This is a genomic window from Pseudoclavibacter chungangensis (assembly GCF_013410545.1).
Lineage (GTDB): Bacteria > Actinomycetota > Actinomycetes > Actinomycetales > Microbacteriaceae > Pseudoclavibacter > Pseudoclavibacter chungangensis.
Genome location: NZ_JACCFV010000001.1, coordinates 2,685,271 through 2,697,479, shown reverse-complemented (window position 1 = coordinate 2,697,479; position 12,209 = coordinate 2,685,271). Strand labels below are relative to the sequence as shown.

Here is a 12,209-nt window from a genome sequence, read left to right as displayed (position 1 = left end):
ACGCGTGCTCCGGTACGATCGCGGCATGTCGGGCAGGTCGAACATCGCCCCCGGCCGCTCGGGCGGCGGGGGCGTGTCGCGCGCCGAGGAGGCGGCCGACGAGATCCGTCGCCGGATCCTCGTCGGTGAGCTGAAACCGGGGGAGCGGGCGCCCGAGACGAAGCTCGCCGAATCCCTCGGCATCTCGCGGAACACGCTCCGTGAGGCCCTCACGGCGCTCAGTCGCGAGGGACTCATCACGCAGACCCCCAACAAGGGCGCCTGCGTCGCCGTGCCGAGCCTGAGCGCGATCATCGACATCTATCGGGTCCGCCGCCTCGTCGAGGTGCAGGCCGTCGCCCAGGCGGTGCCCCGCCACCCCGCCATCGCGCGGATGCGTGCCGCGGTCGACGCCGCGCTCGCGGCACGCGAGACGGACGACTGGCTCGAGATCGCGACCGCGAACATCCGGTTCCACCGCGCCGTGTTCGAGCTCACCGACAGTCCCCGACTCGGCGAACTGTACGACCGGCTCGCGACCGAGCTGCGCCTCGCCTTCGGCATCCTCGACGACCCGGCGTACCTGCACGCGCCGTTCCTCGATCGCAACGAGGAGATCGTCGACCTCCTCGAACGCGGCGAGGCCGGGCGCGCGGCCGAGCGGTTCGAGGAGTACCTCCTGCTCGCCGAGCGCATCATCCTCGCGGGATACGAACGCCAGGGGAACGCGTCACCGTCGCCCGGCGCGTGATCGGCCGCGGCGAGGGACGACGAGGGGCTCCCCACCCGGCTCCCCGGTGTGGATTGCGCAGAACACGACGCGGACCGACAGAATGGGAGTGCCGACGATCGGCGACGCCCGCGACGGGCGCGCGAAACAGGGAGGCTCGGACGTGACCGGTTCGACGGAGCAATGGAGCAACTGGGGACGATCGGCCAGGGCGTTCCCCACGCGCATCGAACGACCGCAATCGACCGAGGAGCTGCGTCTCGCGGTCGTGCGTGCCGCGGAGCGCGGTGAGCGCGTGCGGCCCGTCGGTGCCGGGTTCTCGACCAACGCGATCGCCGCCGCACCCGAGGTGCTCGTCGACACCCGCGGCCTGCGCGGGCTGCGCGCCATCGACCGCGACGCGGGCACCGCCACATTCGGTGCGGGCACGACCGTCGCGGAGGCCTCGGCGCTCCTCGAGGCCGAGGGGCTCGCGCTCGTGAACCCCTCGAGCGATCCTGCCGTCACGCTCGCCGGGGCCATGGCCACGGGATCGCACGGCACGAGCCTGCACGCGCCGTCCGTCTCGAGCCAGCTCCTCGAGGCGACCCTCGTCACGGCCGACGGCGGCGCCGTGCGCGTCAGCGACCGGCGCAACGCCGAACTCTGGCCCGCCCTGCGGCTCTCCCTCGGGGCGCTCGGCGTGTTCGCCGAGGTCGTCGTGCCCGTCGTTCCCACCTTCCGCGTCCGCAGCGACGAATCGCGCGAGCGCCTGCGTCCTGTGCTCGACTCGTTCGTCGAGCGGGCCCGCGCCTCCCACCACTTCGCCGTCCGCTGGCGCCCGCACACGGGCGAGGCCTTCGTGCGTCGCCTCAACCGTGAGGTCGGCGACGTGGGTGACGAGCCGGAGCCCGGCCGCGGCGTGCGCGGTATCGCCGCCGTGCGCGACGGCCTCGTCATCGGTCTCGCGAAGGCCGTGCCCGCGCTCGTGCCGGCCATCAACGCGGTCGGCAACCTGCTGCACCCCACGGGCGAGATGCTCGCGGGACCCGTGAGCGGACTCGCCGCCCGGCCGACGCTCCCCGTCGTCACGATGGAGTACTCGTTCCCGCTCGACGACCTCGTCGGGGTCGTGCGCGAGCTCGACGAGCGGCTGCGGGGCGTCCTCGCGCCGAGCATCGTGCGCCTGTCCGTCGCGCCCGCCGACGACAACTGGCTCTCGACCGCGTACGGCCGCGAGGTCGGTCGCATCATGATCAGCGTCCCCTCGGGCGTCGACCCGCGCTCCACGTTCACGCCCGCCGAAGAGCTGTTCCTCGCGAACGGCGGCCTGCCGCACTGGGGCATGGTGCACACCGTGCGCGCCGCCGAGTTCGCGCACGTCGTCTCGCGTTTCAGTGACTTCCACCATGCCCGTGAGCGTCTCGACCCGGATCTGCGCTTCACGAACGGCTACCTGCAGCGCGTCCTCGGGCACTGAGGCGGGCGCCCGGTCGGCGAGCGGGCCGCGTCAATCCGGGTTGACCGCCCGGTCGTCGGGCACGACGGGTTCGTCGTGGGGCGGCCGGTGCAGCCACGGGAAGTCGCGCCAGCGCACCTGGCCGGCCCTGCGGAGGATCGCGATCGCGAGCAGCGCCGCGACGACGCCCGACGCGCCCCCGATCGCGAGCGTCCAGCGTGGCCCGACGAGCTCGACGAACCAGCCCATGAGCGGTGCGCCGATCGGCGTGCCGCCCATGAGGATCGCCATGTACAGCGCCATGACCCGGCCACGGACGGCGGGATCGATGCGCTCCTGCACGAGCGCGTTCGCGGTGTTCATCGCCGTGATCGAGCAGAAGCCGACGGGGACGAGCGCGATCGCGAACAGCCAGTACCAGGGCATGGCCGCCGCGATCGCGCAGAAGACGCCGAACGCGACGAGCGACACGATGAAGGAGCGGAACCGCGCATGCGTGCGGCGCGCCGCGACGAGGGCGCCCGAGAGCGAGCCGATCGCGATGACCGAGTTGAGCAGGCCGAACGCGTCGGCCTGCAGGCCGAAGCCGATCGTCGCCATCGTCGAGGTGAAGATCGCGAAGTTGAGCCCGAGCATGCCGAACACGAAGATCGCGACGAGTACCGCGATCAGGTCGGGTCGTCCCGCGACATAGCGCAGGCCCTCCCGGATCTGCCCGCGCGCCCGCGGCTGGCGCGGTGCCGGATGCAGCTCGCCGCCGCGCATCGCGACGAGCGCGACGATCGTGAACGCGAACGTGGCCGCGTTGATGAGGAACACGGGCCCCGCGCCGACCGCGACCGTGAGGAGGCCCGCGATGGCAGGGCCGACGAGCCGGGCGGAATTGAAGGAGGTGGAGTTGAGCGCGATCGCGTTCGACAGCAGCTCGCGGTCGACGATCTCGGAGACGAACGACTGGCGGGCGGGCGCATCGAGCGATGCGACGACCCCGAGCGCGAGCGCGAAGCAGTAGACCATCCACAGTTGCGCCGTCCCCGACACGACGAGCAGCCCCAGCCCGAGCGCGAGCACGCCCGAGGCGATCTGCGTGCACAGCAGCAGGCGGCGCTTCGGGAACCGATCGGCGAGGAGGCCCGCGTACGGGGCGAGCAGGAGCTGCGGACCGAACTGGAGCGCCATCGTGATCCCGACGGCCGTCGCATCGTTGTCGGTGAGCTCCGTGAGCACGATCCAGTCCTGCGCCGTTCGCTGCATCCACGTGCCGACGTTCGACGCGAGCGAGCCCGCGAACCAGAGTCGGTAGTTCCGCTCTCGCAGGGAACGGAACGTGGCGGCCATGGCTGCACGCTACACGCGTGGCGCTCCCGGCGGTCGCACCGCGGCGGACCGTCGGTTGCACGTACAATCGATCGGGCCCCGATCCGCCCGCACCTGCATCCGAGGAAGAGCATCACCGCATGGCTGAGAAAGACCGCGACCACGTCCGTCGGCTCCGGGAGGAGGCCAACGCCATCCGTCGTCAGGAGCAGGCGACGAAGCGGCGCAAGCGCATCTTCGCACAGGTGGGCATCATCGTCGGCGCCGTCGTGGTCATCGCCCTGATCGTCGGCGGGGCCCTGTGGGGGCAGCAGCTGTTCTTCCCGGCGCCGCAGTTCGCGGGCGCGCAGGCCACGACGACGGTCACCTCGACGGTGACGGGTGAGGCGAGCGAGGAGCCCGTCGTGACGGGTGAGAACGGTGTCGTCACGATCGGTCAGCCGACGGCGCCCGTCACGATCGACCTCTACTTCGACATCTCGTGCCCGCACTGCATCGACTACCACGCGCAGGTCGGCCCGACGTTCACCGACCTCATCGCGACCGGCCAGGCCAAGGTGAACTACCACGCCATCAACTACGTCGCACCGTACGGCGCGCAGGCGGGCGGCGCACTCCTCGCGATCGCGGCCTACGACCCCGCGAACTACCTCGCGGCCGTCGACGCGTTCTACTCGGTGCCCGCCGAGACGCAGCAGAACTGGGGTGCGGCCGACTACGCGGCCCTGCTGCCCTCGATCGGCGTCACGAACCCCGAGGCCGTGGCGGCCGTCCAGTCCGGCGACTACGTCCGCCTCATCACGAAGGCGACGCAGCTCGCTCGCGACAGCGAGGTCTCCGGCACCCCGAGCGTCGCCGTGAACGGCGCGATGCAGTCCGATATCCCCACCGCGGCGCAGCTCTACGAGCTCGTGAACGCGAACGGTGGCACCGTGCAGGCACCCGCGGCATGAGCCGCACCCAGCGCACCGCGCGAGAACGCGCGAACGAGGGCGAGGCGGCGGTGGCGTCGTCCGAGCGGGACGCCGACGACCGGCACGTCGAGGAGCTGCCCTGGTTCTTCCGCGAGCCCCGCAACCTCGCGTGGCTCCTCGTCGTGTGCGGCGCGATCGGCCTGTTCGCGAGCGCCTCGCTCACGGTCGAGTACATCCACAAGCTCCAGGACCCCACCGCGGCGCTCGTGTGCGACGTCAACCTCTTCGTCACGTGCGGTCCCGCGATGGGGTCGTGGGCGGCCCACATCCTCGGCTTCCCGAACATCATCATCGGGCTCGCGGCCTTCGCCGTTCCGATCGTCGTGGGCATGGGATCGTTCGCGGGCGCCCGGTTCCGCCCCTGGTTCTGGATCGGGTTCCAGGTCGGACTCGTGGGCGCGGCCGCGCTCATCACGTTCCTGCAGTGGTTCAGCGTCTTCGAGCTCGCGCGGCTCTGCATCTGGTGCATGATCATCTGGTCGACGACCATCCCGCTCGTCGTCTTCGGGACGCTCTTCAACCTCACGCACGGGCACCTCGGCGCTCGTGGCGTCCGCATCGGGAGGGGGCTCGCGCCCTACGCCTGGACGATCGTCGTGCTCTGGTACCTCGTCATCGTCGGCGTCATCGTCGCCGGCATGTGGAGCACGATCCAGCTCGTGCTCGCCTGACGCACACGCTCGTGCACGCGTGAAGCGAGACGAACGCCGTGGGCCCCGGATCGGATGATCCGGGGCCCACGGCGTTCGTCTCGCGTTCCGCAGCTCAGGCGATGCGGCGGTCGCCCTCGACCTCGGACGAGTCGTCGTGCAGGCGCTCGGGATCGGGCTGCAGCGCCGCCGCGATGTCCTCGAGCGTCTGGGGCGGCGAGAAGAAGGCCTCGATGGCCTTCATGCGCGCGGCCTCCGCACCGTCGGCGGGCGCGGTGGCCGCGGCGTCATCGGTGTGGTCGTCGTCCGCTGCGGGCGCGTCCTCGCCCGGTGCGGCCTCGGTGTCGTGCGAATCGTTGGGCTCCGGGTCCTCGGGCGTCACGTCCGCGTCGTCGCCCGGCGTCCCGGTGCCCTCGGGGGGTGCGTCGGTGTGTGCCGCCTCGATGTGCTCGGGCTCCGCGTCGCCGCCCTCCGGCTTCGCCTCGATGGCGAGGAACGGCTCGGGCTGCTCGAGTTCCGCGACGACCGCGATGGAGTTCTGGATGCGTCGCACGAGGTCGGCGACCATGATCTCGGAGAACATCGCGTCGTCACCCGCCGCCCGATCGGCACGCCACTCCAGCCGGTAGCGGCCGCGCGCGCCGAACATGTCGGTCATGAGGGCCGTGAGTTCCTCGCGCGCCTCCGGCGTCAGGGCGGCTGCCGGCTCGAGGAGTCGCGGCGCCGCGTGTTCGCCGGGCGGCAGTCCGACGCCGACCACGTTTGGCCGGACGTTCAACGGCATCGACGGCCGCAGTGCCGGGGCTGCGACGAGCGGTGCCGGCGGTTCGGGGGTCGGGTCCGCCGCGAGCACGGGGACCGCGTCGTCGACCACCTCGCTCTGCTCGACCGCGTCCGTCTGATCAGCGGGGCGGCGCCGCTTACGAAGCCATCCGAACACGGCCGCTCCTCTCCTCGCCGGTATCCATGCCGACCAGTGTTCTCGGCGTGTCGTCAACGGTCTCGCTGACACGCCGCGGGTCGGGTGATTGTGCGGGTGTCGATTCGGTCACGCCACGATCCCGTCCGACCCGGTCGTCAGCTCTCGAGGGCGTCGTGTTCGTCGTCCGCGTCGTCGAGCACGCCGGCGATCGCGACGGCGACGCCGATCCCCCAACCGATCCACAGCAGGGCGACGGCCCAGCGGCGGTGGGACGTGGAGGTGCGCCGGATGACGGGCACCACGGCGAAGATCGAGGAAAGGACGGCACCGTTCATCAGGAATTTCCGCATTGGGACCTCCAGGTCGATTCGTGGCCACAAGCGTAGCGGCCCGTCGGGGCGGTTCCGTGAGTGTCCGGTCTGACCGATCGGTTAGATCCTATCCGCGCGGTCAGGTACGATGTTCCGGTGCAGGAAACGAGAACCGACCCGGCGGTCGAGATGCGGCGCGCGTCGCTGCAGTTGTTCGCGCGCCACGGGTACGAGGCGACGTCGCTCCAGGATGTCGCCGACGCGGTCGGCTACACGAAGGCGAACGTCCTCTACCACTTCGGTTCCAAGCAGGGCCTCTTCGACGCGGCCGTCGGGCCCGGCGTCGAGGACTTCGAGCGCCTCATCGGCCGGCTGCGGGCAGATCCGCACCTGCGTGATCCCGACCACATCGCGCGCGTGTTCGTCGAGTTCCTCTTCGACCACCTCGACGAGGTCGACCTGTTCATCAACCGCGCGTCCACGCTCGCCGAGCAGCCGCTCGTGCGACGCGCGAACGAGCTCATCGACGGACTCGTCGAGCTGTCCCTCGGCGCCGCACCGGACTCCGACCGGCAGCTGCGCATCGACATCGCGTTCAGCGGCGTCGCCTACTGCATCGCGTCGGCCCACCGGGCCGAGCGCGAGTCCGTGCCGCTCGACGAGGAGCTGCGCGAACGGTTCATCGGGGCGATCGTCGCGATCGCCTCCATCGACTGACCGGACGCCCAGGGGCTCACTCCCGAAAGGATCAGCGTGGCACTCCTCCTCTTCCGACTCGGCCGCGGTTCGTACCGCAGGCCGTGGGCCGTCATCGGCGGCTGGCTGCTCCTGCTCGCGATCGCCCTCGGCCTCGGCCTCGGGTTCGGCGGCACGCTCAAGGAATCGTTCGCGATCCCCGGCACCGAGTCGCAGGAGGCGCTCGACCGCCTCGACCAGGTGTTCCCCGAGGTCGCGGGTGCGTCGGCCAGCGTCGTCGTGGTCGCGCCCGGGGGCGTCGACGTCCACGATGCGGACGCACGCGCCGAGATCGAGGCCGTCGCCGAGCACATCGACGGGTTCGACGGCGTCGAGCAGGCGCTCTCCCCGTACTCCGAGTACGCGACCGACAGCCTCTCCGAGGACGGGCGCGCCGCGATCATCTCCGTCCAGTTCTCGACGACCGCCGACGCGCTCCCCGAGGGACTGCTCGAGCAGGTCCGGTCGGAGGGCGAGTCGCTCACGGCGGACGGTTTCGACGTGAGCTTCGGTGGCGAGGTCTATCAGGAGCTCGAGTACGGACTCACCGTGACCGAGGTGTTCGGTGTCGTGTTCGCGGCCGTCGTGCTCGTCGTGACGTTCGGCTCCGTCCTGGCCGCGGGCATGCCCCTCGGAACGGCGATCATCGCGATCGGTGTCTCGATGGGCGGCATCCTGTTCGTCGCGAAGTTCATCACGGTCTCGAGCGCCACCCCGCTGCTCGCGGTCATGATCGGCATCGCGGTCGGCATCGACTACGCCCTGTTCGTGCTGTCGCGCCACCGCCACCAGCTCGCGAACGGCGTCGACCCGGAGGAGTCCGCCTCGACGGCGGTCGGCACGGCGGGAAGCGCCGTGCTGTTCGCGGGGGTCACGGTCATGATCGCGCTCGCGGGGCTCCTCATCGTGGGCATCCCGTTCCTCTCGGTCATGGGCATCGCGGCGGCCGTCGCGGTGTTCGTCGCGATGGCGGCGGCGGTCACCCTGCTGCCCGCGTTCCTCGGGCTCGCGAAGGGGCGCCTCGTCCCGAAGCCCGGCTCGCGCGCCGCGAAGCGCGAGACGGGCGCCGACGAGCGGCCGTCCATGGGGCGCCGCTGGGTGCGCTTCGTCCTGCGTGCCCCGATCGTGTTCGTCGTGCTCGTCGCGGGCGTGCTCGGGACGCTCGCGATCCCCGCCCTCTCGCTCCAGCTCGCGCTGCCCTCGGGGGCCGCGCAGAACCCGGGCACCGACGCCCGCGACGCGTACGACGCGATCAGCGAGCACTTCGGGGCGGGCTCGAACGGCCCGCTGCTCGTCATGATCGATCTCACGCGCGCCGACGACGACACCCTCCTCGACGACCTCGCGGCCGTGCGGGACGAGGTCCGCAGCGTGCCCGGCGTGAAGACGACGGGCGACGCGCTGCCGAACCCGACCGTCGACTCCGCGATCCTGCAGGTCGTGCCCGAGACAGGCCCGACCGATCCCGCGACGCTCGACGTCGTCAACGGCATCCGCGGCCTCGAGGGGACGCTGCTCGACGAGACCGGCATGCAGATCTCCGTCACGGGCTACACCGCGGTCGCGATCGACATCTCCGACCGGCTCGACCAGGCGCTCCTGCCGTTCGCGGGTGTCGTCGTGGGGCTGTCGTTCCTGCTGCTCATGATGGTGTTCCGCTCGGTGCTCGTGCCGCTCAAGGCCGCGCTCAGCTTCCTCCTGTCGGTGTTCGCCGCCTTCGGCGTCGTCGTCGCGATCTTCCAGTGGGGCTGGTTCGCGGACGCGCTGCACATCGTGCCGGGGCCGATCATCTCGTTCATGCCGATCCTGCTCCTCGCGATCATCTTCGGGCTCGCGATGGACTACGAGGTGTTCCTCGTCTCGGGCATGCGCGAGGCCTACGTGCGCGGCGCCCCGCCGAAACAGGCGATCGAGTTCGGGTTCGCCCAGGGCGCGCGCGTCGTCACCGCGGCAGCCCTCATCATGTTCTTCGTGTTCGCCGCGTTCGTCCCCGAGGGGGCGGGCGTCATCAAGGCGATCGCCCTCGGCCTCGCCGCGGGCATCGCGTTCGACGCGTTCCTCGTCCGCATGACCCTCGTGCCCGCGCTCATGGCGCTCATGGGCAAGGCCGCGTGGTGGCTCCCGCGCTGGCTCGCGAAGCGACTGCCCGACCTCGACATCGAGGGCGAGCACCTACGCACCTACCGCTCCGGGGTCGAGTGGGCGCAGGGCAGCTCGGAGCGTGCGGCGCTCGCGCTCGACGAGCTCGTCGTGGGCGACGAGCAGCACCGCATCGGCCCGGTCTCGGGCGAGATCTCGCGCGGCGGCGTGCTCTTCCTCGTCGGTCCCGAACCCGCCAGGCGCGTCGTCGCCGCGACGATCCAGGCTCGCCTCGCGCCCGTCTCCGGGCGGCTCCAGGTGCTCGGCCACACGGTCCCCGGTGACGAGTCGAGCGTGCGCGGCCTCGTCGCGATCGCCGATCTGAGCGACCTCGAGGACCGCGACTTCGAGCTGTCGCTCGGCGACCTCGTGCGCGAGCACGAACGCGCCGCACGCTCGATGTGGTCGCTCCCGGCGAGCGACGCCGCCGTCCGAGCGCGCGTCGCCCGCATCCGTGCGGCCGTCACGACGGCCGGGGGAGCGGCCGATCGCGTCACGACCACGACGGCCGTCGGCACCCTCGACCCCGTCGCGCGAGCCGTCGTCCTCGCGGGCCTCGCGCTCGCGGAGGGCCCCGACCTCCTCGTCGTCGACGCCAACCACCTCGCGGAGCTGCCCGCTTCGGGCGAGCTCGTGGGCCGAATCGCCAGGGCGATCGCCGAACTCGCACCCGACGCGACGACGATCGTCGTCGGCGTGCCGCCCGGGCTCGATCTCGCCGCCGTCGACGCCGCCATGGCGGGGCCGCGACGCACCCTCGCCGCACTCACGATCGGCGACCCCATCACGTCCAGCACGACCGAGCGAAAGGACGCCCTGCGATGAGCAGCCGGATCCTCCACACTGAGTCCGCCGCCCCGAACACGATCCGGAATCGGCGCGTGCGCAACATCCTCACGGCGATCATCGTTCCCGTCCTCGTCGCGATCGCCTACCTGGCGGGCACGAGCGGGGCCGACGCCCGGACGAGTGCGCTCCCCGCCCTCATCGTGAACGAGGACCAGATGGTCGAGCAGACCGCCGCCGACGGGACGACCACGCCCGTCGTCGCCGGTCGCCTGCTCGTCACCGCCCTCGCCGAGCCCGAGAACGCCTACGGCTTTTCGTGGGGGCTCGCGAACGCCGAGACCGCCGAGGCCGCGCTCGCGAGCGGCGACGCGTACGTCGTCGTCACGATCCCGTCCGATTTCTCCGCCTCCGTCGTCTCGCTCGGCACGAACGAGCCGACGCCCGCGAACATCTCGGTCACGACCGACCAGGCGCACGACTACCTCGCGGGTCAGGCGGCCTCGTCGCTCACCTCCGCGCTCACCGCGGCGTTCGGCACCGAGATCACCCAGATGGTCGCGATCGGCCTCGCCGAGGGATTCGCGCAGACCGGCGACGCGCTCGACGAGGCCGCCGACGGTGCCACGCAACTGCAGTCCGGCGCGAACCAGCTCGGGACGGGTTTCGACACGTACAGCCAGGGGCAGCAGCAGATCACCGACGGCCTCGCCGCCTCCGCCGAGGGGGCCGGGCAGCTCGCCGACGGGGTGACCCAGTACACCGAGGGCGTCGGTGAGCTCTCGAGCGGCGTCTCGACGTACACGTCCGGTGTCAGCACCTACGTGAGCGGGGTCGGCGAGTACACGGCCGGTGTCGACTCGCTCGCGGGCACGATCGTGGAGGCCGGTTCGGCGATCCCGGCGGACCAGCTCGCCACGGTCGCCGCGTCTGGCCCGCAGGTCGAGGCAGCGGCCGACGCGTACGACCAGGCCAAGACGACGTACGACGAGAGCGTCGAGCCCGCGCTCGCGAACGCCGAGGCGACGGCCGAGAGCCTGCGGGCCTCGTGCGCCATGCTCCCCGAGGAGGCGGACCGCGCGACCTGCGTCGGGCAGGTCGACGAGCTCGCGGGTGGCGCGACCGAGGCGAAGTCCGTCCTCGACGCGGTGTTCGGTGCGGATCTCGGCAACCAGCTCCGCCAGATCGTGCCGATCCTCCCCATGCTGCCGGACATCGTGAACGGTGCCGTGTCGGGCGCGCAGCAGCTCATCGCGGCCGGCGAGCAATTGCGTTCGGGAGGCACGGAACTCACCGACGGCGGCACCACGCTCACCTCGGGCGCCGGGACGCTGTCGACCGCGGGCACCGAGCTCGAGACGGGCGCGAGCGAACTGTCGAGCGGGCTCGTGCTGCTGAGCGACGGCCAGTCCCAGCTCGCGGCGAGCAACCCCGAGCTGCGGAACGGCATGACGCAACTCGCGGGCGGTGCGGGCGACCTGTCGACCGGGCTCCGTTCGGGCGCGGACGAGGCGCGCGATGCGCTCGGCGACCCGACGCGCTACGGCGAGGCGCTCGCGAACCCGGTCGTGGCGACCCTCGTGTCGCAGCATTCGCCGGGCTTCGGTGGGATGCTCCTCGCGATCGTGCTGCCGCTCATCGTATGGCTCGCGGCCCTCGTCACGATGCTGCTGCGCCGCACGGTCACGCGCGACGAACTCGCCTCGACCGGCACGAACGCGCGACTGCTCGGTCGCGCCCTGCGCAAGCTCGCCCTCCCCGTCGCCGTCGTGGCCGTCCTCGTCACGATCATCGGGCACGTCTGGGCCGGTGTGCCGGCCGCCGCGATCCTCGGCACCATGACGGTCGGCCTGCTCCTCGCGGGCGCGGTAGCCGGTCTCCACGTCCTCTTCGTCGCCCTCTGGGGCCGCCGGTCGGGGGCGATCGCGTCGCTCGCGTTCCTCGCCGTGCAGGTGCTCGCCGTCCGCGGCTTCGTGCCGATGGAGTTCCGTGCGTCGTGGCTCGACGCGCTCGCGGTCGTCTCGCCGCTCGCCCACGCGTCGGCCGGGCTGCAGCTCGTCTACGCGGGCGGTGCCGGGGGGTCGATCGCGCAGGCGCTGCTCTCGATCGCGCTCATCGGCGTGATCGCGCTCGCCGCCGCCGGGATCGTGATCGGTCGGCGCCGCGCGACCACGCTCGCGCGCGTCGTCGATCTGCGTTCCCTGGCCGTCACGAACGCCGCGTGACGG

General features: G+C 71.8%; 10 protein-coding genes. 7 read left to right on the top strand and 3 right to left on the bottom strand.

From position 1 onward, the window contains the following. Nucleotides 1–25 precede the first annotated feature (25 nt). Nucleotides 26–730, top strand: coding sequence for a GntR family transcriptional regulator (locus HNR16_RS11940; RefSeq protein ID WP_158040014.1), 705 nt, complete (start codon nt 26–28; stop codon nt 728–730). Nucleotides 731–872: 142 nt separating this feature from the next. Continuing rightward, nucleotides 873–2,168, top strand: a complete 1,296-nt coding sequence (locus HNR16_RS11935) for a D-arabinono-1,4-lactone oxidase (protein WP_179558229.1) — start codon at nt 873–875, stop codon at nt 2,166–2,168. 30 nt (nt 2,169–2,198) lie between these two features. Here HNR16_RS11935 and HNR16_RS11930 read toward each other — a convergent pair whose 3' ends face one another. Continuing rightward, a complete protein-coding gene (locus HNR16_RS11930) occupies nt 2,199–3,485 on the bottom strand; it encodes an MFS transporter (protein WP_158040016.1) in 1,287 nt (428 codons plus the stop codon). A 119-nt stretch (nt 3,486–3,604) separates the two neighbouring features. On the opposite strand from HNR16_RS11930, the gene HNR16_RS11925 reads away from it, so the two are divergent. Together HNR16_RS11925 and HNR16_RS11920 are read left to right on the top strand one after the other, a co-directional pair. Next, nucleotides 3,605–4,417 (top strand): DsbA family protein, encoded by an 813-nt coding sequence (locus HNR16_RS11925; RefSeq protein ID WP_158040017.1) that lies wholly within the window; start codon nt 3,605–3,607, stop codon nt 4,415–4,417. Beyond that, nucleotides 4,414–5,109: a vitamin K epoxide reductase family protein gene (locus HNR16_RS11920; RefSeq protein ID WP_158040018.1), complete on the top strand. Its 696-nt coding sequence runs from the start codon at nt 4,414–4,416 to the stop codon at nt 5,107–5,109. Before HNR16_RS11925 ends, HNR16_RS11920 begins: the two co-directional genes overlap by 4 nt. A 94-nt stretch (nt 5,110–5,203) precedes the next feature. Here the strand turns inward: HNR16_RS11920 and HNR16_RS11915 are convergent, their stop codons facing one another. After that, entirely contained in the window at nt 5,204–6,028 is an 825-nt protein-coding gene (locus HNR16_RS11915; RefSeq protein WP_158040019.1) for a hypothetical protein, read from the bottom strand. Between the two features lie 137 nt (nt 6,029–6,165). Further along, nucleotides 6,166–6,360, bottom strand: a complete 195-nt coding sequence (locus tag HNR16_RS11910) for an aminoacyl-histidine dipeptidase (RefSeq protein ID WP_158040020.1) — start codon at nt 6,358–6,360, stop codon at nt 6,166–6,168. Nucleotides 6,361–6,477: 117 nt separating this feature from the next. On the opposite strand from HNR16_RS11910, the gene HNR16_RS11905 reads away from it, so the two are divergent. Genes HNR16_RS11905 through HNR16_RS11895 form a run of 3 tightly spaced genes read left to right on the top strand, consistent with a single transcriptional unit; the run spans nt 6,478 to nt 12,206 of the window. Further along, nucleotides 6,478–7,038: a TetR/AcrR family transcriptional regulator gene (locus tag HNR16_RS11905; RefSeq protein WP_158040021.1), complete on the top strand. Its 561-nt coding sequence runs from the start codon at nt 6,478–6,480 to the stop codon at nt 7,036–7,038. A 36-nt stretch (nt 7,039–7,074) separates the two neighbouring features. Further along, nucleotides 7,075–10,020: an MMPL family transporter gene (locus HNR16_RS11900; RefSeq protein WP_158040022.1), complete on the top strand. Its 2,946-nt coding sequence runs from the start codon at nt 7,075–7,077 to the stop codon at nt 10,018–10,020. Further along, nucleotides 10,017–12,206: a YhgE/Pip domain-containing protein gene (locus tag HNR16_RS11895; RefSeq protein WP_158040023.1), complete on the top strand. Its 2,190-nt coding sequence runs from the start codon at nt 10,017–10,019 to the stop codon at nt 12,204–12,206. Before HNR16_RS11900 ends, HNR16_RS11895 begins: the two co-directional genes overlap by 4 nt. Nucleotides 12,207–12,209: the final 3 nt, after the last annotated feature.

Coding starts and splice junctions, on each gene's coding strand:
- HNR16_RS11925 (WP_158040017.1), top strand. CDS start 3,605: ATGGCTGAGAAAGACCGCGACCACGTCCGTCGGCTCCGGGAGGAGGCC.
- HNR16_RS11910 (WP_158040020.1), bottom strand. CDS start 6,360: ATGCGGAAATTCCTGATGAACGGTGCCGTCCTTTCCTCGATCTTCGCC.
- HNR16_RS11920 (WP_158040018.1), top strand. CDS start 4,414: ATGAGCCGCACCCAGCGCACCGCGCGAGAACGCGCGAACGAGGGCGAG.
- HNR16_RS11895 (WP_158040023.1), top strand. CDS start 10,017: ATGAGCAGCCGGATCCTCCACACTGAGTCCGCCGCCCCGAACACGATC.
- HNR16_RS11930 (WP_158040016.1), bottom strand. CDS start 3,485: ATGGCCGCCACGTTCCGTTCCCTGCGAGAGCGGAACTACCGACTCTGG.
- HNR16_RS11940 (WP_158040014.1), top strand. CDS start 26: ATGTCGGGCAGGTCGAACATCGCCCCCGGCCGCTCGGGCGGCGGGGGC.